The 19,234-nt window shown below is 65.4% G+C and carries 19 protein-coding genes; 13 read left to right on the top strand and 6 right to left on the bottom strand.

The genetic code is table 11. From position 1 onward, the window contains the following. Nucleotides 1–118 precede the first annotated feature (118 nt). Entirely contained in the window at nucleotides 119–349 is a 231-nt protein-coding gene (locus tag CFB40_RS34985; protein WP_143329938.1) for a hypothetical protein, read from the bottom strand. A 181-nt stretch (nucleotides 350–530) separates the two neighbouring features. On the opposite strand from CFB40_RS34985, the gene CFB40_RS34980 reads away from it, so the two are divergent. From CFB40_RS34980 to CFB40_RS34955, 6 genes are all read left to right on the top strand, one after another. Continuing rightward, a complete protein-coding gene (locus CFB40_RS34980; RefSeq protein WP_179255337.1) occupies nucleotides 531–686 on the top strand; it encodes a hypothetical protein in 156 nt (51 codons plus the stop codon). A 216-nt stretch (nucleotides 687–902) separates the two neighbouring features. Then, on the top strand, nucleotides 903–1,949 hold the full coding sequence (locus CFB40_RS34975; RefSeq protein WP_089433913.1) for a polysaccharide deacetylase family protein: 1,047 nt from the start codon (nucleotides 903–905) through the stop codon (nucleotides 1,947–1,949). Between the two features lie 18 nt (nucleotides 1,950–1,967). Then, nucleotides 1,968–2,324, top strand: coding sequence for a LysR substrate-binding domain-containing protein (locus tag CFB40_RS34970; protein ID WP_174975717.1), 357 nt, complete (start codon nucleotides 1,968–1,970; stop codon nucleotides 2,322–2,324). Between the two features lie 267 nt (nucleotides 2,325–2,591). Beyond that, entirely contained in the window at nucleotides 2,592–3,773 is a 1,182-nt protein-coding gene (locus tag CFB40_RS34965) for an MFS transporter (protein ID WP_089429962.1), read from the top strand. Nucleotides 3,774–3,845: 72 nt separating this feature from the next. Further along, nucleotides 3,846–4,403: an ester cyclase gene (locus CFB40_RS34960; RefSeq protein WP_089433911.1), complete on the top strand. Its 558-nt coding sequence runs from the start codon at nucleotides 3,846–3,848 to the stop codon at nucleotides 4,401–4,403. Nucleotides 4,404–4,526: 123 nt separating this feature from the next. Then, on the top strand, nucleotides 4,527–5,450 hold the full coding sequence (locus tag CFB40_RS34955) for a LysR family transcriptional regulator (RefSeq protein ID WP_089433910.1): 924 nt from the start codon (nucleotides 4,527–4,529) through the stop codon (nucleotides 5,448–5,450). Nucleotides 5,451–5,832: 382 nt separating this feature from the next. Here CFB40_RS34955 and CFB40_RS34950 read toward each other — a convergent pair whose 3' ends face one another. Then, entirely contained in the window at nucleotides 5,833–6,105 is a 273-nt protein-coding gene (locus tag CFB40_RS34950) for a hypothetical protein (RefSeq protein ID WP_021160117.1), read from the bottom strand. A 672-nt stretch (nucleotides 6,106–6,777) separates the two neighbouring features. Between CFB40_RS34950 and CFB40_RS34945 the strand changes: the two genes are divergently transcribed. The 5 genes from CFB40_RS34945 (at nucleotide 6,778) to CFB40_RS34920 (ending at nucleotide 11,765) form a co-directional block, all read left to right on the top strand. After that, nucleotides 6,778–7,350, top strand: coding sequence for a plasmid fertility inhibition factor family protein (locus CFB40_RS34945; protein ID WP_089429958.1), 573 nt, complete (start codon nucleotides 6,778–6,780; stop codon nucleotides 7,348–7,350). Between the two features lie 265 nt (nucleotides 7,351–7,615). Continuing rightward, the gene (locus CFB40_RS34940; RefSeq protein ID WP_089433909.1) at nucleotides 7,616–8,965 is read left to right on the top strand and encodes a reverse transcriptase family protein; all 1,350 of its coding nucleotides are present in this window, start codon (nucleotides 7,616–7,618) and stop codon (nucleotides 8,963–8,965) included. 327 nt (nucleotides 8,966–9,292) lie between these two features. After that, nucleotides 9,293–9,622 carry an H-NS histone family protein gene (locus tag CFB40_RS34930; RefSeq protein ID WP_089429956.1) on the top strand — a complete coding sequence of 110 codons (330 nt, stop codon included), beginning with the start codon at nucleotides 9,293–9,295 and terminating at the stop codon, nucleotides 9,620–9,622. A 299-nt stretch (nucleotides 9,623–9,921) separates the two neighbouring features. Next, on the top strand, nucleotides 9,922–11,169 hold the full coding sequence (locus tag CFB40_RS34925; protein WP_089433908.1) for an MFS transporter: 1,248 nt from the start codon (nucleotides 9,922–9,924) through the stop codon (nucleotides 11,167–11,169). Between the two features lie 44 nt (nucleotides 11,170–11,213). Then, nucleotides 11,214–11,765: an LOG family protein gene (locus CFB40_RS34920; RefSeq protein ID WP_179255149.1), complete on the top strand. Its 552-nt coding sequence runs from the start codon at nucleotides 11,214–11,216 to the stop codon at nucleotides 11,763–11,765. A gap of 148 nt (nucleotides 11,766–11,913) precedes the next feature. Here CFB40_RS34920 and CFB40_RS34915 read toward each other — a convergent pair whose 3' ends face one another. The 4 genes from CFB40_RS34915 to CFB40_RS34900 form a co-directional block, all read right to left on the bottom strand. Then, complete coding sequence (locus CFB40_RS34915; protein WP_089434043.1) at nucleotides 11,914–13,023, bottom strand: polyamine ABC transporter substrate-binding protein; 1,110 nt, start codon at nucleotides 13,021–13,023, stop codon at nucleotides 11,914–11,916. 241 nt (nucleotides 13,024–13,264) lie between these two features. After that, nucleotides 13,265–13,486 carry a hypothetical protein gene (locus tag CFB40_RS39350; protein WP_089429953.1) on the bottom strand — a complete coding sequence of 74 codons (222 nt, stop codon included), beginning with the start codon at nucleotides 13,484–13,486 and terminating at the stop codon, nucleotides 13,265–13,267. Nucleotides 13,487–13,893: 407 nt separating this feature from the next. Then, a complete protein-coding gene (locus CFB40_RS34905; protein WP_089433907.1) occupies nucleotides 13,894–16,305 on the bottom strand; it encodes a hypothetical protein in 2,412 nt (803 codons plus the stop codon). Between the two features lie 38 nt (nucleotides 16,306–16,343). After that, on the bottom strand, nucleotides 16,344–17,906 hold the full coding sequence (locus CFB40_RS34900) for an SLC13 family permease (protein ID WP_256976969.1): 1,563 nt from the start codon (nucleotides 17,904–17,906) through the stop codon (nucleotides 16,344–16,346). 157 nt (nucleotides 17,907–18,063) lie between these two features. Between CFB40_RS34900 and CFB40_RS34895 the strand changes: the two genes are divergently transcribed. Both CFB40_RS34895 and CFB40_RS34890 read left to right on the top strand, forming a co-directional pair. Continuing rightward, nucleotides 18,064–18,804 carry a GntR family transcriptional regulator gene (locus tag CFB40_RS34895; protein WP_089433906.1) on the top strand — a complete coding sequence of 247 codons (741 nt, stop codon included), beginning with the start codon at nucleotides 18,064–18,066 and terminating at the stop codon, nucleotides 18,802–18,804. A gap of 175 nt (nucleotides 18,805–18,979) precedes the next feature. Next, complete coding sequence (locus CFB40_RS34890) at nucleotides 18,980–19,225, top strand: hypothetical protein (RefSeq protein WP_089433905.1); 246 nt, start codon at nucleotides 18,980–18,982, stop codon at nucleotides 19,223–19,225. Nucleotides 19,226–19,234 lie beyond the last annotated feature (9 nt).

Here is a 19,234-nt window from a genome sequence, read left to right as displayed (position 1 = left end):
TCGGGGCGCACGCGTATTCAGGATGCCGTTAGCGCTTTCTGGTGCCCGCAGGCCGCGATGGCTCCGATGTGCGTACCGAATCGTTGTCCGGCATGTCGAGGCCGGACGAGCGGATCGTTCACGACAACGCTTCTTCAAAACGCTCCTTGGCAGGCTTGAAGGTCTTGCCGCGACGCCAGCGCGCCGCGGCGATGCGCGACAGGCCATCGTCCGCGATCGTCGTCGCCACTTCCCGCAGGCTGGCGGTCTTCCGGACCTTGCGACTGGCGGATCGACGCACCCGCGCCAGCCGTTCGATGCACAACGTTCTCTGCTGGACGTCCGCATGCGACAAATGGGAGAGCGACACGCCGACGTCCAGTTCATTTCCACCAGCCCCTAGTCGATCGCCGCAGCCGGAAGGGCTTGAACGGACACGTACAACTGCGGGTGTCGTGAGAGCAGGGCCGATATCGTCGGCATGACGAGCGATCGTGCGTACGTGTCGATCGCACCGATTGCCGATTTTCCGGCACCTGCCGACCATGCGAATGACCGGCGCGGCCGCGGCGGCGGGGATCGCGACGATCAATTGCTTCGGAAACCTGACGGGTTTTGCGGGGCCGATCGTGTTCGGATGGTTGAAGGATCGCCATCACGATGCAATGGCGCTCACCGTCGTTTATCGAAGGGTATCGACGCATTGAAGCGCGGTAGGCCGAGCGGGCTTGCCATATCCGGATGGAACGCCGATTTTTTGGCCTGGATTGAAAGTCTATTCATTTCAAAGCCCATTTTCAAAGCGGGACCGTTTTCCGAAAATAGGTTGTACACGCACCAATCTGCGTGACATTCCATACCCGTTCATCATGCATCGCGTTGCGGTGCGAGCGACGCGCTTGCGCGTCATGAGGAGATTGTCCATGGCAATTCAAATCGATCACGTGGATCGCGATCCGGCCGAGCAGACACCCGATCAACCGACGCGCCGTTCCTTCCTGACCCAGGCCGGAATCGGCGCGGGCGCGTTCGCCGTCGGTGCGATGCTTCAATCCCCCCAGGCCGGTGCGCAAACGGGCAGCCCCCGATCGATCCCGGTAGCCGCGCCCGTGCAGGGTGAATTCTGGCCGAACGGTGCACGGCTGGTCATTTCGATCTCGATGCAGTTCGAGGCGGGCGGACAGCCGCCGAAGGGCGCCGACAATCCGTTTCCGAAAGTCGATTTCCCGGCGAGCGTGCCCGCCGATCTTGCCGCGCAAGCATGGTTTGCGTACGGGTATCGCGAGGGCATTCCCCGAATGCTGGATCTGTGGGATCGGCATGACGTGAAGGTGACGAGTCACATGATCGGCGAGGCGGCGAAGCGGCATCCGCAGGTGGCGCGCGAAATCGTGGCGCGCGGCCACGAAGCGTCGGGCCATGGGCCGACGTGGAACTCGCAGTATGCGATGTCGCGACCGCAGGAACGCGAGTTTCTGATCCAGGCGCGATCGATGGTGGAGGAGGTGACGGGCCAACGTCCGATCGGCTACAACGCGAACTGGCTGCGACGCGGGCCGAACACGCTGTCGCTGCTGCAGGAGCTGGGCTACGTGTATCACATCGATGATACGAGCCGCGACGAGCCGTTCATCGAAAAGGTCAACGGCAAGGATTTCGTCGTGATTCCGTATACGCTGCGCAATAACGACATCCTGCTGGTGGAGGGCCGGAATTACTCGCCGGACAAGTTCCTCGGACAGATCAAGTTCGATTTTGATCAGTTGTACGAGGAAGCGGGTACGCGTCGGCGCATGATGTCGATCAGCGCGCATGACCGTATCAGCGGCACGCCGCAGATGACGCGTGCATGGGACGCGTTCCTGCGTCATGCAAAGAGCCATCCCGGCGTTGCGTTCATGCGCAAGGACGACATTGCGCGGTTCGTGCTGCAAAGCCCGATTACGGTGCGCGAAAGCGAGACGATCTAGCGGATTGCCCGAGCGCTTTTGCACCGGTGCGATCGTGCGAAGGCGCTCGACGACGCTTCGCTTGTCGTCCGTCGCATCGGCGAAGCGGCGCTGATCCTGTGCGCGCATCCGGATTCCCTGGCGGCCAATCCGACGATTCGTTCGGTTGGCGATTTGCGAAAGCAGCGCCTCATTGCGTTTCGCATACCAATCACGGGCCGTGATCGGCCAATCGAGTTCGTCGAACACGGGCGAACGGTCACGCTGACCATCGAGGCCCGCTTCCGCATCAACCACGGTGAAGCGCTCGTCGAAGCCGCCGCGCTTGGCGCGGGCCTCGCACAAGTTCCCCGCGTTTCTCGCCAAACTCCACCTGCGCAGCGGCACGCTCGTTGAAGTGTTGCCGACCCGTCGCCCCGCGCCGCTGCCCGTCAATCTCGTGATGCCTGGCTCGCGTACGAGGCCTGCTCGCGTGCGCGCGCTGATCGGCGCGTTGACCGGCGACGAATGATGGAGTGCTGATCAAGCACGCGCCGCCCCTTGCGTTGATTTTCTTGTCTGGCTTGAAAATGATTCAAGACGGAGGCCAATTATCAATCCGCACGGTGGCAAGCAGAATCGCTGCACATCCCCTGCGGCTCTGCCGCTTTCCCGGAGACAGCCATGCCACTTCCCATTCTCGCGCTGGCCCTGAGCGCTTTTGCGATCGGCACCACGGAATTCGTCATCATGGGCATCCTGCCCGATGTCGCGCAGTCGCTTTCCGTTTCCATCCCGTCGGCGGGGCTGCTCGTGAGCGGCTATGCGCTGGGCGTCGCCGTGGGCGCGCCGCTGCTCGCCGTCCTCACGAGCCGGATGCCGCGCAAGTGGGCGCTTCTGCTGCTGATGGGAATCTTCATCGTCGGCAATGTTCTGTGCGCGGTCGCGCCGGGCTACACGAGCCTCATGATCGCCCGCGTCGTCACGTCGTTCGCGCATGGCTCGTTCTTCGGCATCGGGTCGGTCGTTGCCGCGTCGCTCGTGTCGCAGGACAAGCGTGCGAGTGCCGTCGCATTGATGTTTACCGGTCTTGCGCTCGCCAACGTGCTCGGCGTGCCGCTCGGCACCTTCATCGGCCAGATGCTCGGCTGGCGTGCCGCATTCTGGTCCGTCGCCGGCGCAGGCGTGCTCGCCGCGCTGGCCCTCGTGACGCTCGTGCCGAACACGCGCGAAGCGCAACCCGCGAGCCTTGCGCACGAAGTAGGCGTGCTCAAGCACCCGCAGGTTTGGCTCGCACTGTTGATGACCGTGCTCGGCTTTGGCGGCATGTTCGTGGTGTTCACCTACATCACCCCCGTGCTCGAACAGGCGAGCGGATTCGCGCCGAGCGGCGTGACGAAGATTCTCGTGCTGTTCGGCATCGGTCTGGCCATCGGCAATGCGCTCGGCGGCAAGCTTGCTGATCGCGGCGTGATGCGGGCGCTGACGGGCGTGTTCGTCGTGCTGGTCGCGATCATGGTGGTGTTCAGTCGCACCATGCATCACCCCGTGGCATCGGTCCTGACGATTTTCGTCTGGGGCGTCGCGGCATTTGCGACGGTCCCGGGCCTGCAGATGCGCGTGCTGAGCAAGGCCGCGAGCGCACCGAACCTCGCATCGACGCTCAACATCGGCGCATTCAACGTGGGGAATGCGATGGGGGCATGGCTCGGCGGCATGGCGCTTTCGCACGGGCAGGCACTCGACACGCTGCCGCTCGTGGCCGCCGCGTTGACGCTGATGGCGATTGCGGTGACCGCTTTCGCGTCCCGGCTTGATCGACGCGAGACCGCACAAGCGAATCGCACCGCCCGCTTTCCAGCCTGAATGACCCAAGTCGCACTACTGCCGGATTCAATCCGTTCATCGAGCATCGCGTACACACTCAAGGAGCCCGTCATGAAAACCCGCACCGTCCTTTCCGCCGTTTCCCGCATCGCGCTGGCCGCCGCCGCCGCTGCTGCCGCGTTGCCTGCCGTCGCCGCGACCGGCGACGATCTCGTGCAGCCGAAAACGCTGATCGTCGACAAGACCCTCTCGAAGCAGCAGGCCGAGCAACAGATTCGCGCGGCACGTCTTTACGACACCTTCTGGAGCACGGGCGACGAGGCCCAGGCCCGCGAGGCGCTGGCGGCCGATTTCACGGACCGCACCTTGCCCGCCGGTCGGCCGCAGGGCATCGCCGGGCCGCTGGCTGCATCGAAAGGCTTCCATCGCGCCGTGCCGGACGTCCACGCCGAAGTCGAACAGATGATCGTCGCCGGCGACCGCGTCGTCACCCATCTGCACTTCACCGGTCACTTCACCGGCACCTTCAACGGCGTGCAGGGGAAGGGGCAGGTAGTCGACTTCATCGCCACGGACATCTATCGCATTCGCGACGGCAAGATCACCGACAACTGGCATCTCGAAGACAACCTGACGTTCCTGCAACAGCTCGGCGTGGTCGCCAAGTAAGCGGGCCGGGGGCCGATCGTGCCAATCGGCCTTTTCTTCGTCCGTCCGCATCGCGTTACCATGCCCGGGCCTTCGCGGCGCATCGCGCGGCACGACCCAACACTCTTTTCGCGTGACGCGACCATGGACAATCTCGGTGACATTCGTCTTTTCGTCGAAGCAGCAGGCCAGGGCAGTCTTTCGGCGGCCGGCAGAAAGCTCGGACTGTCCCCCGCGGCGGCGAGCGCCCGGCTCGTCAAGCTCGAGGGAGAACTCCACACGCAGCTGTTCGAGCGTTCGACCCGCAAGCTGCGCCTCACGGATGAAGGTCGTCTGTATCTCGTCCATTGCCAGCATGCACTGCAAACGCTGGAAGATGCGCGCGCGGCGTTGCAGGCCGGACGTGCATCGGTGAGCGGGGCGTTGCGCGTATCGGCCACCTCCGATTTCGGGCGCACCGTGCTGCGTCGATGGCTCGACGAATTCAACGAACGCCATCCGAACGTCACACTGACGCTCGTGCTCTCGGATTCACTGTCACACCTGCTGCAGGACGATATCGATCTCGCGATCCGGTTCGGCGTGCCGGCGGACAGCGCGATGGTCGCCAAGCGCATGGCCGACAATCGCCGCGCGCTTTGCGCGTCGCCCGACTACATCGCCGAGTACGGCATGCCGAACCATCCCGACGATTTGCGTGAGCATCGATGCATCGTCCTTTCTTCCGCGGCCGGCGCGGCGAACAACTGGCGTTTCGCGCGCGACGGGGAGACCGCGTCGTTCACCGCGCCGCTCGACCGTTCCCGTCAGACCAATGATGGTGCGCTTGCCCGCGAATGGGCGATCGAGGGGCGCGGGGTGGCCATGAAATCGATCTGGGACATCGGCGCCGATCTTCAGGCCGGGCGGCTCAAGCTGCTCCTGCAGGAGTGGCGCTGCCCGGACGTGCCGGTGAACGCGCTGTTTCAACGAACGCTTTATATGGCGCCACGCGTGCGCACCTTGCTCGACTTCCTCGAGCAGCGGTTCTCCGAGGCTTCCGACACGCTGGCGCCGTTTCTGCGGTAGTTTCCCGCGATCGAGGGCTTTCGGCGTTCGTCGGGGTGGCGCGTGAATACATTCGATTCGGCCCGGCCGCCTCTCGATTCTGCCCACGTTCGCGACATCGCGTTTTTGATTGCGGATGTCTGCATGCCGGGGATGTCCGGCATCGAGTTGCATGGTGAACTACGGGCCGGCGGGCGCTCGAGGTGGTCGGGATGAAAAATACCCGACAACGTTTGGCTTATAGCGGCAAGCACGGCTGCTCCATGGGGACCGGAACGGGAGGGGGCGGGCCGGGCGTCATGACGCGCAACGCCGACACCCCAGCCCGCGATGGCGCCGGATTCAGAATGTCAATCCAGCCCCGTGCTCGACGTATTGATGATCGTCGAGCGTTTAAGGTCGATTAACGAATGGCAAAGCGGGTTGCCGGCGAACCATTCGCGCAATTGTTTCCATAGATAAACAGATTTCTGTTTTCTGAATAGGCCTGGTAAATTATTGAATAAACTTCCTTCGCGCTGAACGAATAGACGCCGTCGTTAATGGTCACCAGCAGGTTGCCGGTGGTGTCGGTTTCGATCTTGTCGATCTTGCCGGCTTTGCAAAGCGCCTGCGCGGACGCGCACGTGGAGGCGAGCATCAGTGCTGAAAACAGCACGGTTGCAATCTTCTTCATGACTTTCCTTTGGTTTGAATGAATTAACGCGATCTGACGACGTCGGTCACGTCCGGGAAGACGTGACTGTCTTTCCGGATTGCTGATTCACAAATGTCTGGAAATCAACGGTGGCCTGATAAGGGGGAAACTCTGCGACCAAGCATGAATGAAGTAATTCATGCTGCGCCTCCGTATCTCGTTGATCTTTGAATCACGGTGTTGCGGCGCACAACACAGACTATTTATTTGATTTTGAGGGCGCCAATCGTATTAATTTATCGTTAATCAAATTCGATAATTTTTTGTTTGAATATGATTTTCTTGAATTCTGCCGGTTGTTGTTTTTGTTTTTTGATTATTTCGATATTTAAATTATCTGCGACGAATATTGATCCGATGGTTGATGGTGTGGCGGGAGAAGCAGGCGAAGCGCATGGGCGTTCATGAGGGTTCGAGCGTTCGGGCGCGTGGTTTGTCCGATGCGCGAACGGCGCAGCGCACATCCGTCGATGCTGCAGTCGACGCCGGCCGAGTTGATTCTTGCCGACCCGGAAAGACGCTACACTGCGCCAGTTCCCGAACACACCGGGAGCGCCAGGACACCGGGCCCACGGATTGCAAACACGTGACGATGTAATCGCCCGCCCCCCCTGACGCATTCGAACAAATCACGAGAGAAAGAGAGGGCTCATGCTGACACGTCTTCGTATCGGACTCGATCGCGCGCGCGACCTGCGCGAAGCGGGACGACCGTCTCCCATCCAGCCGCGGCCGCTGCCGAGCGAGCTGGTCGACCTGAGCGCGCAACGCGCGACGTGGCGCGTCGTCGTTCCCGGCCAGGCCGACTGCTACATGGCGGCAACGCCCGCCGAAACGGAGCGCTTCGTCGTGCATCTCGACGCTCAAAAGTTCTACGGCCTGTGGCTCGGCACGAGCCCGGCGTTTCCGCAACTGAATTCGCAGGATTGCGTGCCGCGCCGCGTCATGCCGCTCGACAGCAAATACGCGTCGGCCGCCGCCGCGTTCCGGGCCGGCCGCCTCGAACCGGTGGCGCTGCCGCCGGTCGGCCACTGGCTCGAGGGAAGCGGGTACGAAGTCGCGATGAGCAACGGCATGACGCGCACCTTCTGGCTGCTCGCCAACCGCGTGCGGTCGTTTCCGGTCAGCGTCGACAACGCGACCTGGGCCACGATGCTGAACAACATGGCCGGCGTCGGCGTCCCGCCGATCGCGTACCGCGAGCTGTTTTCCCGGCACGCGTAGGTTGCGCGTCGCGATCCGGCGCGTCGCCGTGGCGCCGGATCGCCACCCGGTTTGACACGCCGCGTTCGCGGCCATTAAAGTCGCATCGCGGGCCGGTGGGTCAAGCACACGCCCGGAACAGGCAGCCGATGTTCCAGGACTACGGGGCTACCCCGTGGATGAGATTGACACCCCGATGCGTCGCAAGGAGCACGGTTGCGCGTTGCGCAACGCGACTCCTCGCAGCACCAGTCACGTTGGCTCATCGTCCCGCCTATCGATTCCCATGTCCGGCTCCCTGTTCGACACCACCCGCACGATTGCGGAAGCGATGCTGGCCGGCGAACCTGAACGCCCCGGCGTCCTGTCCCGGATGGCGGCCGTGCTCGGCAGCGCGCCACCGTGGATTCACGAAGTCGCGGATGCCGCGCTCGCACGCTTCGGTGCGCGCTGGGCCGACATCGACATCGATACGCTTGCGGCTGACCTCGCCGATGCGCCGGCTTTCGTGCGCGCGTGGTACGGCAGCGATCGGCCCGTCGCGATTCGCGTCGTACGGCGCCCGCTGGTCCAGCGGCCCTTGCCGGCGCCGCTCGCCGGCTGCGACGTGCCGCAATGGGCGACGCCCGGCGATCTGGCCGGCTGGCTCGGCATGAGTGCGCCGGCGCTCGACTGGCTGTCCGACCACTGGCGCGTCGACGCGCGCAGCAGCGCCACGCCGTTGCATCACTACACGTACGTGGCGCACGACAAGCGCAGCGGCGGCAGCCGCCTCGTCGAAATCCCGAAAGGCCGGCTGCGCGAAGCGCAGCGCCGCATCCTGCACGGGCTGCTCGATCGCATCGCGCCGCACGGTGCGGTACACGGCTTTCGCAAGGGGCACGGGATCGTGTCGTTCGCGGCGCCCCATGCGGATCGCGACGTCGTCGTCCGTTTCGATCTCGCGGATTTCTTCGTATCGATACGCGCCGCCCGCGTGCACGCGCTGTTCGTCACGCTCGGGTACCCGGTCGAAGTCGCGCGCATGCTCACCGGGCTGTGCACCAACCGCGTGCCGTCCGCACGGCTGCTCGCGCCGGACCTGCGCGACCGGTTCGACTGGATCGGCCGCCAGCGTTATCGAGAGCGGCATCTGCCGCAGGGCGCGCCGACGTCGCCGGCGCTGGCGAACCTGAGCGCGTTCCGGTTCGACATGCGGCTCGCCGCGCTCGCGCGTTCGCTCGGTGCAACCTACACGCGCTATGCCGACGATCTCGCCTTCTCCGGCGGCGGCACGCTGGCGCGCGACGTCGAACGGCTGCAGATCCGGGTCGCCGCGATCGCGCTCGAGGAAGGCTTTGCGCTGCAACTGCGCAAAACCCGCGTGATGCGGCGCGGCATGCGGCAACAACTGGCCGGCGTGGTCGTCAATCGTCATCCGAACCTGGCGCGCGATGCGTTCGATCTCCTGAAAGCCATCCTGACCAACTGCATCCGCAGCGGCCCGGCGTCGCAGAATCGCGATGCGCACCCGGACTTCCGCGCGCATCTCGCCGGGCGTGTCGCGCATGCGGCCGCGCTGAACGCGGCGCGCGGCGCGAAGCTGCGCGCGCTGTTCGACCGGATCCAGTGGGACGCCCGCGACGTCGGCCAGTAATCCGACGTATCCGCGTCGACGCCGGCCGACGACATCTGCAACACGACGCCGAGCACTGCTATCATTCGCGCCATGCCGCGCCAGTGCCATGGTGCGACGCTTACTTGCCGCAGCCGTTCGCCGTGCCTTCGTACATGGCGGGCTGTGCGTTGCCGGCCCGGTCCTGTCTGCCATTGATTGACGCACGACGTCGTTTAGTGCGTATCGCGCAAGCCATGCCGGCTCCGGCAAACGATTCAGACATTTGACAGCCCCCATCGGCGGAACTTCGTGGTAGGTTCCGCCATCGGAGCTTTTTGCGAAAACATGCCCAAAGAGGATGAATACATGACCCAGGCCCTGCAGGAACTCGAAGCACAACTTCGGGACCTGAACATCAAGCTGTCGGATGCGAAGCAGAAGGAGAAGCAGGCCGCGCTCGCGGCATTCAAGGAACAGGTCGAGCTTTTGGGAATTTCGCAGCAGGAAGTGCTGAGCGCGCTCGGTTACATCGTCCAGCGAAAACGCAAGGCGCCTGCCAAGTACTACGATCCGACGACCGGCCGCTCGTGGTCGGGCCGCGGCCCGCGGCCGAAATGGCTCGAAGGCAAGGATCTCGATGCGCTCGCCGTCGACCGCGAGGCCAAGACCTGGTGGCCCGGAGACGATCAAGGCTGAAGCCGGCCCGGCCGCCAGGCCAGCCGGCGCCGTCCGGTTCGCGCCAGCGGGCCGGACGGCAACACTCCGCCAGCATGCTGCTTTTCATTCGGTGTCCGGCCTGACCGCGGCATCGCCGGCTTCGCCGCCGACACCGGATCGCCGTTTTTCCCCTCCCGTTCATTGTCTGCAGATTTCCGCCACGCCGTCCCGCAAGCGGGCGCCGACGCACGCGCGAACCATCGTCACCGCGGGGCTGCTGGCCCGTCGCTCACGGGCACAGGCTTTAAAATGTCGCCGGACAATCATGGCAGGACACCATGGCAGCAAACATAGAATCTTCGACGCTCGGCGGCCCGCCGGCCCCGCGCGTGGAGCAGGTCGGCGCGTACGCGTGGAAAGCGCTGGCCGGATCGGCGATCGGCTATGCGATGGACGGCTTCGACCTGCTGATCCTCGGCTTCATGCTGCCGGCGATCACGGCGGCGCTGCATCTGACGCCCGGGCAGGGCGGCGCGCTGGTCACGTGGACGCTGATCGGCGCCGTCGCGGGCGGCATCCTGTTCGGTGCATTGAGCGACCGGTACGGGCGGGTGCGCGTGCTGACCTGGACGATCCTGCTGTTCGCGGTCTTCACCGGGCTGTGTGCGTTCGCACAGGGCTTCGAGGATCTGCTCGTGTATCGCACCATCGCGGGCATCGGGCTCGGCGGCGAGTTCGGGATCGGCATGGCGCTCGCGGCGGAAGCGTGGCCGGCCAGCAAGCGCGCCCGCGTGTCGTGCTACGTCGCGCTCGGCTGGCAGGCCGGCGTGCTGCTGGCCGCCTTGCTGACGCCGTTCCTGCTGCAGCACATCGGCTGGCGCGGGATGTTCGTGGTCGGCGTGCTGCCCGCGCTGCTCGCCTGGGCGATGCGCAACCGGCTGCACGAGCCTGAAGCGTTCGTGCAGCGCGCAGCGCAGCCGAAGGCCAACGCATTCCGCCTGCTCGTCGCGGACGGCCGCACCGCGCGCACGAGCGTCGGCATCGTGATCCTGTGTTCGGTCCAGAACTTCGGCTACTACGGGATCATGATCTGGCTGCCGACCTTCCTGTCGAAACAGATGGGCTTCTCGCTGACGAAGTCGGGGCTGTGGACGGCGGCGACGGTCGTCGGGATGATGATCGGCGTCTGGGTGTTCGGGCAGCTGGCGGACCGCATCGGGCGCAAGCCGACGTTCCTGCTGTACCAGCTCGGCGCGGTCGTGACGGTCCTCGCGTATGCGCGGCTGTCGGACCCGACCGCGATGCTGTGGGCCGGTGCGCTGATGGGCATGTTCGTCAACGGGATGGTCGGCGGCTACGGGACGCTGATGTCGGAAGGCTATCCGACGGCCGCACGCGCCACCGCGCAGAACGTGCTGTGGAATATCGGCCGCGCGGTCGGCGGCTTCGGCCCGGTCGCGGTCGGCGCGCTGGCCGCGCACTACTCGTTCCAGACGGCCATCGCGCTGCTCGCCGGCCTCTACGTGCTCGACATGGTCGCGACGCTGTGCCTGATTCCCGAGCTCAAGGGCGTCGAGCTCGAATGAGCGCGGCCATCGCGCACCATCCAACGACCTCACTCGTAACCACGATGCAACAGAAGAACAAGACGATCGGCGTGATGGGCTCGGGCAAGGAGCCGTGGCTCGCGTTTTCGGAGCCGCTCGGCACCTGGCTCGCGCAGGCCGGTTTCAACCTGCTGACGGGCGGCGGGCAGGGCGTGATGCTGGCGGTCGCACGTGCGTTCGCCGGCGTGCCGGGGCGGGCCGGCCGGTCGATCGGCATCCTGCCGACGCAAGCCGATCCGCTCGCGGGCTTCGTGCCGCTCGACGGCTATCCGCATCCGTTCGTCGACATCCCGATCCTCACGCCGCTGCCGCGCCGCGAGCCGGACGCCGCCCCGGATACGATCAACCGCAACTATGTGAACGTGCTGAGCAGCGACCTCATCGTCGCGCTGCCGGGCGGGCCCGGCACGGCCGAGGAGATCGCGCTCGCGCGGCGCTGGCGCAAGCCGCTCATCTGCTTCGGGCCGGACGGTGCGTTTCGCGAGCTTGCGGCGGGGGCCACGTGCACGTCGTCGTTCGACGACGTGATCCGCTTCGTGGAACACGCGTTTTCGGCGGAGCCGGCGCTTCGATAATTCGCGCGGCCGGTTCGGCTACGGTCGTTGCGATGCTCGCATGGCAGGGTCGGCGCCTCGGTACGCGAGGTCACCGGTTCCGATGCGACCACGTGCCGCCGGCGCGAGCAAGCCGCCGGCGGCACGATTCGTTACCGCGGCGCGCGGTTCAGCGCCCCGTCTTCAACTGCGCCCACAGCCGGTTCTGCAGCCGGCGAATTTCCGGCGGCATCGGCTTGAGCAGCGTCATCTTGCTCAGCACCTCGTCGGGCGGATACACCGACGTATCGCGCGCGATCGCGGGCTTCACGTACTGGCGCGCGGCCTTGTTCGCGGTCGGATAGAACACCGCGTTGGTGATGCCGGCGTTGACCTTCGGATCCTGCACGTAGTTGATCCACTTCAATGCGGCGTCGCGATTCGGCGCGTCCTTCGGGATCACCATCATGTCGAACCACAGCAGCCCGCCTTCCTTCGGGTTCGCGAAGCCGATCTCGTACGGGCGCTTCGCTTCGGCGGCACGACGGTGCGCGATGCCGACGTCGCCCGAATAGCCGAACGCCACGCACAGGTCGTTGTTCGCGAGATCGTTGATGTAGCCCGACGAGTTGAACTGCGTGATGTACGGGCGCACCTTCTTCAGCACCTCGTACGCGGCGCGGTAGTCGGCCGGGTTCGTGCTGTTCGGATCCTTGCCCATGTACTGCAGCGTGGCCGCGAACACGTCGACGGCCTGGTCGAGGAACGACACGCCGCAGCTTTTCAGCTTCGCCATGTTGGCCGGGTCGAACACCAGCGCCCAGCTGTCGACCGGTGCCTTGTCGCCGAGCACCTTTTTCACGGCCTGCACGTTGTAGCCGATGCCGTCGGTGCCGTACGCCCACGGCACGCCGTACCGGTTGCCCGGATCGGCATCGGCGACCATCTTCATCAGCAGCGGATCGAGGTTCGCGAGGTTCGGCAGCTTCGACTTGTCGAGCGGCTGGTAGACGCTTGCCTGGATCTGCTTGGCCATGTAGTTCGACGTCGGCACGACGATGTCGTAGCCGGAATTCCCCGACATCAGTTTTGCCTGCAGCGTGTCGTCGCTGTCGTAGTTGTCGTAGCGGACGTGCAGGCCCGTCTGCTTCTGGAAGGCCGGGATCGTGTCCGGCGCGATGTAGTCGGACCAGTTGTAGATGTTCAGTTCGCCGGCCGCGTGGGCGGTCGTGCCGGCAGCCGCGGCGGCCGACAGGATGGCGGCGGTTGCAACGGCGCGGCGAAGCGTGCGGATTCGCATGACGGAGTCTTCCATTTCGGTGCGCTTGGCGAGCCGCAAGGCGCGGGTCGTGGCGCGATGGTTCATCGGATGAAGCAGACGTGCGTGACCGCCGCGCGTGGCGAGCGAGCGTGGTGCACGGCGATCAGGAGTCCGTTCGATCAGGAGCCGGCTTGCACGGAAACGCAGTGCGAGCCGATCCCGTCACCGGTCGGGTGACACGGCGAGTGGGTCGAACGGAGTCAGGAAAAGAGGCGGGGCGCTAAGGCAGCAGCGATGCCACGTCGTCGGTATGGATCGCGACGTACGCACGCGCGGCGACGGCGTTGTGGCGGCGAACGGAGCGGCGGGACAGGATGGTGTAGATCGACAGAGGCAGGCAAGGGCTTTGCCCGCCGTCACTGTCGTCGGAGGACGCGATCGCGGCGCGCAGGTTTCGCGCATCGCCTCGTCTCCACCGCACCAGCGGGCCACGGAATCTCACGATTACTCTCGACCGGGTTGTTGAAAGTATTGAACACCTGACGATGCGCCGGCGGCTGCCGTTTCAGGTTTCGGTCATCGCATGTGCCGCGCGGCGGCATCGGTTGCGTGACGCGAATTGAAAGCTTGGCGGACCCCTGAATCGCCGAAACATGACGCTTCCATGAATCATCAGGTAAATCGCTGTAAGGATGTCTCCGGATTTTCCCTAGGGATTCGAAGGCCGATGAATGCGCTCGGGTGTGGTGGCGATGGTGGGTGAACGGCGCGCGTGAGGCCGCTTTGCTGGTCGAGACCGGCTCGAAGTGATGAGAATATTCGACGGTTTGCAGCCGCGATCGTCACCGGGCGAGCGTCGGAAAGACCGCCGCAAGCGCCCGGTGACAAGGTGGGTCGAGTCGGACGCGCTCAATCGTCGAACGTAATGAACTGCGCCGAAGACCAGACCTTCGCATCATCGCGTTGCCGCCCGAAGAAATACACGGGGCGGTGGCCGAACGAGGCGTTGGCCGGGTCGATCTCGATGCTTCCCGAGAGGTCGGTCGGCAACGTCTGCTCAGTCAGCCGTTCGATGGCGAGAAACAGCTCGGTGCCACCGAGCTGGTGCGTCGCGGAGCCGGCTGCCAGCAGATCCGCGCCACGAATCTCATGACGGAACGTCGGCGCATGCGCAAACGGATTGCCGGCCAGCGGATCGCCGACCTTGACGAAACCGTCAATGGTGCCTTCGACGACGATCGTGGCATGGGCCAGGCTGCCCACTTCAATCTCGACGCTGTCGGCATCGCCGTACGTATCGCTTGCGAAGCCAATGTCGGTCGTCCCGGAACGCCAGGCCGCCTCCTCGAGGTGTTCGAAGCCGTTTGACCTGAAATTGTGGATCGTGCCGTTCAGCACACGGATCGTGCCGCGCCAGGAGGCCCAGCGATAGCGATCGCGAATGCGTGCACCTCCCCAGCGAACCCGGATGTGGCGCTGCGCGTATCCCAGCTCCGCGTGAAGATCGCGCTCCCAGATCACGCCGGTATGGTCGTAGGCCGCCACGTATTCCCAGCCTGCATTGCCGAGCAGGCGGTAATCGAGCGTGGCTGGCCCGCGATGCCGGAACGCGTCGCCTTGCCGGTATTCGCCGCATTGAACGAGCAGTGCGGTGTGCTCTCCCGTCGTCGCCCAGGTATGACGGGCGCGAAGCGCCTCGCCGACGCTGCGGCGGTCGAGGGATTCGGCCAGCACGCCGGTCAGGCCGCCACGCACGCCGAACACCTGCACGCCGGGCGCGCCACCGCCGGGCCGGCCGCGATGCTCGTCGCCGCTGGCCGCCACGCCGAGCCGATAGCCGCGCGCGATCACGTCCTGGTAAAGCCAGCCGAAGTGCCCCCACGACGACGCGATCTCGACGAGCCGTTCGAGCTCGGGATGGTGCCAGTCGGGGATATAGCGGCGGCCACCGACGTGCGGCATCACCAGATGATGCGCGGCATCGTCCGCATACGCATCCCACAGTTCCTCGACGGGCCAGCGGCCGAGCTCGACCGCATTGCCCTTCATGTCCTCGTTCCAGACCAGCGTGCGGTTGTGCTCGCCGCGCGCGTTGTACGGGAAATCCGGCCGCGCGTCGCCGAGAAATACGACATTGTGGTCGCCGCCCGCGGTCGAGCTGCCGCACCATTCCTGCACCGGATAGACGACGAAGCGGCCCGGGTCGTTGAACTGCTCGACCGCATCCACCCCGAGTTGCCAGTTCTCGTCGGTGATCTGGAAATCGTTCGCCGTATAGCCGAGCACGTCGATGCCGCCGATGTCGCGTGCGTAGCGCGCGTTGTACGCCGGGCTGTTGGTGCCGACCGTATCGTGGGCGTGGACGTGCAGGTCGGCGTACCACGCACGGGGCGCAGGCAGCGACGCGTCGCTCGTGAGCCACGCTTCGGCCGCGCGCACGTCCGGGCGGGCGGGGATGTCGGCCACGATGCGCAGCGTGCCGGCATCGACCGGCAGGTCGTCGACCGCGCAGGTCGCGAGCCCGGCATCGGGCAGCGCGTGCTCGCGTCGGTAGACGGCTTCGCCGCGTGCGTCGTATGCGACGACGCGCGCGGTGCCGCCTGCGTCTCGGCACGCATTGCCCCAGCGGTCCTGCAGCGATAGCCGGAAGGGCGCGCGCGTGCCGGGCCGCACGAAGCGCGGGCCGTTCAGGAGTACGTCGGAAGGTGCGCCGGCACGGATGTCGATCGAGATGTCTCCGGGCACGGCGACGAAGCGCGACGTACCGAGCGGATCGACGTAGAGCCGGAACCGGAAGTTGTCCTCGGCGAAGGTCTGCACGCGCGTGCCGGGGCCGCGACGGCGATCGCCGAGTCGGATCACGATCCGGTCGCCGGCGTTCACGTAACCGTCGACGACGTCGACGATCACGGCCTTCTGGAACGGCCGCTCGTGTCCCTTCTGGTCGAAGCGCACGTTCAGCGCCTGCACGGTGGCCGGGCTCTGGCCCGGCACGGGTGGTGCGGCATGGTATTCGGCACTGATGTAGTTGGCGGCGCCCGGATCGCTGGTCTGGAACAGCGCCCAATCCGAATAGAACTTGAAGGTGGCCTTCAGCCAGCCACCGTCGGCGATGCCCGACGAGCCGACTTCGTAATCGAGCACGATCTCGCTCCATGCGCCGGCTTCGAGCTGTGCAACGTTGCAGCGCACGCGTCCGGCGAACGGCAGGCGTTTGTGGCGCTCATACAGGCCTTCGGGCGCGACGTGCGGGCCCAGGCGGTCGCGCAGCGCGGCGGCGCGGGCATCGACGGTATCGAGGGCGTCGTTGGATTCGTTCATGGTCAATCCGGAAGAAATGGCGATGGAACTCGGGCGCTTCAGTGCGCGAACGGCCAGGGCGCGCTCGCGTCCCAGACGGGGATGCCCATGTACGCGTACCACGGTGCAATCACGCAGAGGCCGTAGACGATCGCGATCAGCACGGACACCGCGCCGACCTTCGCGTAGTCGGCCGTCGAGAATGCGCCGCTGCTGTAAGCGATGACGCCCGCGGTGATCTGCGTGGGCAGCAGATAGGCGAAGCTGTCGGTGTCGCTGACGAGCATCGTGAAGGCGACGGGATGCAGCCCGAGGCGCGGCGCGAGTGCGAGCGCGAGCGGCGCGATCATCGTGACGGCCGCGACGTTGGACAGCATGCCGATACGGATCACGTGCGTTCCGAGCATCACGATCGCGATCGCCAACCACCAGCCGTGACCGTGCGCGGCGACATAGATGTGATCGGCGGCCCAGCTCGCGAGCCCCGACGCGCTGATCGCCGACGACAGCGACAGCGCGCCGGCCAGCAGGAACAGCGTGCCCCAGATCGTGCGCTGCTCGACTTCCGCCCAGCCGAAGCGCAGCACGCCGGGCGCGAACAGCAACGCCAGCGCGATCAGCGCGACGATTTCCGACGGCAGGTGATGCAGCGGCTCGGTCGCCCACAACACGGCGACGGCGGCCAACAGCATGAGCACGGCCCAGTCGTTGCGCGCCGCGCGCGGTTGCGCACGGCGCATGGCCGCGATTGCGCCCGGGCCGCCGGGAATCGCGACGGCGCGCGAGCGGAAATGGAATTGCACCCAGGCTTGCGTGATCGCGAACATCCCGAGGTACGGCCACTGGAGCTTGAGCCACGTCAGATACGAGATCCGGATGCCGAGCTGTTTCTCGAGCAACCCGGACACGACCATGTTCGGCAGGTGGGCCGTCAGGATGCACATGCCGCTGATCATCGCGCCGTAGACGAGCGTCTGGATCACGATCGCCTTGCGTGCCGCACGCTCGCGCGGCGACTCGCCGAACAGCCGGACGATCCCGTTCGTGACGGGCAGCAGCGTAGCGGCTCGTGCATTCGCGGCCGGCACGACGAGCGCCATCACGCAATTCACCGCGAACATGGCCCAGATCACGCCGTTGGCGGTTCGCACCTTCAGGCGATCGAGGAGCAACAGGGCGATGCGGCGGTCGAGTCCACACGCCTGCATGATCGCGGAGAACAGGAACGCGGCGAGGCACAGGAACACGACGGGCGCGGCGAAGCCGCTGGCCGCCTTCGGAAACGACGGGCTCGCGTGCGACAGCACGAGCAGCATCGGCAACAGGATGCCGCTCACGCCGACCGGAACCGCGTCGGTGATCCACACGATCGCGACCCACGACACCACCGCGAGTGTCGCCTTGCCTTCCGCGGACAGATGCGCGGGGGCAGGCAGCCACCAGGCGATCGCGAAGAACGCGAGCCACGCTGCGGCGAAGCCGATCGCGGCACGCCAGTGCGCGCGACGCGATCGGCCTGTCGCGTGCGGATCGGCGTGTCGTGTCGCCGGCGATCCGGCCGGTGGCGGTCGGATCGCGTGCGTGCTGTCGAGCGGCGGCGTGCCGATTGCGTTTTCAGTCACTGGTATGCTCTCCGTGCGTCTGGCCCTGAGACAGCAGGCCCGATCGTCTATCGAGATGTCATAATACGTATTAATACAAGTTGGGCGATCCAATTGCTTTTCATATCGAAATCAGGATTCGCGCATAGCGCGAGCCGGGCACGGAGAGGAAGATTCGATGACGCTGTTGCGTGATGATGCGACGTCGCTTTACGAGCAGATCGCGACGACGCTGCGCGATGAGATCGAGCAAGGCGCGTACGAGCCGACCGGCAAGCTGCCGTCCGAGGCGCAATTGAGCGAGCGTTTTCAGGTGAGTCGCGTGACCGTCCGGCTCGCGCTCGACCGGCTGACCGACGCGCGAGTCGTCGAGCGCAAGCAGGGCAAGGGCACGTTCGCCGCCAAGCAGCGGCTGCGGCATCGACTGGATGTGCTGCGTGGACTGCACGATTCGATCGCGGGACAGGGGGCCAAGGCACGGATGGAACTGCTGCGCATGGAGGCGTGCGACGTGCCGCCCGGCCTGCGACACGCGTTCGCCGCCGACGTGACGCGCTGCGTCTATCTCGAACGCCTGCACTGGGTCGACGACGAGCCCATCGCGCTCGCGCAGACCTGCCTGCTGCCCGAAGCGAGTGACGTCGCTTTTGCGCGGGCCGACAGCCTGCCGACCTACGAGCTGCTGGAGCAACTGCTCGGCTGGCGCATTGCCGACGCCGACATGTCGGTGACGGCCGTGGCCGCGCCCGACGATATCGCCGTGTGGCTCAAGACCGCAAAGCAGGCGCCGCTGCTCGTGTTGCGGCGCACGTCGCGTCTGGCCGACGGCCGCACGTGTGAATCCACCGTGTTTCATATTCGTCCGGAGCGCTTCGATCTGGTGGTGCGAAGCGGTGTCGAAGCGCGATTTGTCGGTTGAACATGCGTTTGGCCGTGGGCCGTGGGCCGTGGCAATGGCCATGCGCAGTCAGTCGACCGGACGAGGTGCACGCCTTCTAAATCACTTTCGGATCTAGGTTTCGTATTTTTAATTCTTTCTGAGAATTTCACGGTTCTGTCATATTTCTGTGCACCGAATTCATCGGATCAGAAAAATGTCAAAGACCACCATCATTGCGACGATCGGGCCGGCGTCGCGGCTCGCGCGGCGACGTGCGGTGCCGGTCGCCGAACGGGTCACGATGGTGATCTGCGCGATCGCGGTGCTGGCATCGCTCGCGATGCTGGTGCGCTTGAACCTGAAGGCGCGCGCCGGCGCGCCGCTGTACGAGCGCGCGATGACCGCATTCATCGGCGTCTACGTCGCGGTCGTGCTCGCGAAGACGCTGGTCTTCGCGTGACGGAGCGGC

It is taken from the genome of Burkholderia sp. AU31652 (assembly GCF_002223155.1).
Taxonomy (GTDB): Bacteria; Pseudomonadota; Gammaproteobacteria; order Burkholderiales; family Burkholderiaceae; genus Burkholderia.
The sequence above is the reverse complement of the archived record's forward strand: the minus strand, read 5'-3'. Positions and strand labels throughout refer to the sequence as shown.

Coding starts and splice junctions, on each gene's coding strand:
- CFB40_RS34980 (WP_179255337.1), top strand. CDS start 531: ATGACCGGCGCGGCCGCGGCGGCGGGGATCGCGACGATCAATTGCTTC.
- CFB40_RS34975 (WP_089433913.1), top strand. CDS start 903: ATGGCAATTCAAATCGATCACGTGGATCGCGATCCGGCCGAGCAGACA.
- CFB40_RS34965 (WP_089429962.1), top strand. CDS start 2,592: ATGCCACTTCCCATTCTCGCGCTGGCCCTGAGCGCTTTTGCGATCGGC.
- CFB40_RS34960 (WP_089433911.1), top strand. CDS start 3,846: ATGAAAACCCGCACCGTCCTTTCCGCCGTTTCCCGCATCGCGCTGGCC.
- CFB40_RS34955 (WP_089433910.1), top strand. CDS start 4,527: ATGGACAATCTCGGTGACATTCGTCTTTTCGTCGAAGCAGCAGGCCAG.
- CFB40_RS34950 (WP_021160117.1), bottom strand. CDS start 6,105: ATGAAGAAGATTGCAACCGTGCTGTTTTCAGCACTGATGCTCGCCTCC.
- CFB40_RS34945 (WP_089429958.1), top strand. CDS start 6,778: ATGCTGACACGTCTTCGTATCGGACTCGATCGCGCGCGCGACCTGCGC.
- CFB40_RS34940 (WP_089433909.1), top strand. CDS start 7,616: ATGTCCGGCTCCCTGTTCGACACCACCCGCACGATTGCGGAAGCGATG.
- CFB40_RS34930 (WP_089429956.1), top strand. CDS start 9,293: ATGACCCAGGCCCTGCAGGAACTCGAAGCACAACTTCGGGACCTGAAC.
- CFB40_RS34925 (WP_089433908.1), top strand. CDS start 9,922: ATGGCAGCAAACATAGAATCTTCGACGCTCGGCGGCCCGCCGGCCCCG.
- CFB40_RS34920 (WP_179255149.1), top strand. CDS start 11,214: ATGCAACAGAAGAACAAGACGATCGGCGTGATGGGCTCGGGCAAGGAG.
- CFB40_RS34915 (WP_089434043.1), bottom strand. CDS start 13,023: ATGCGAATCCGCACGCTTCGCCGCGCCGTTGCAACCGCCGCCATCCTG.
- CFB40_RS34905 (WP_089433907.1), bottom strand. CDS start 16,305: ATGAACGAATCCAACGACGCCCTCGATACCGTCGATGCCCGCGCCGCC.
- CFB40_RS34895 (WP_089433906.1), top strand. CDS start 18,064: ATGACGCTGTTGCGTGATGATGCGACGTCGCTTTACGAGCAGATCGCG.
- CFB40_RS34890 (WP_089433905.1), top strand. CDS start 18,980: ATGTCAAAGACCACCATCATTGCGACGATCGGGCCGGCGTCGCGGCTC.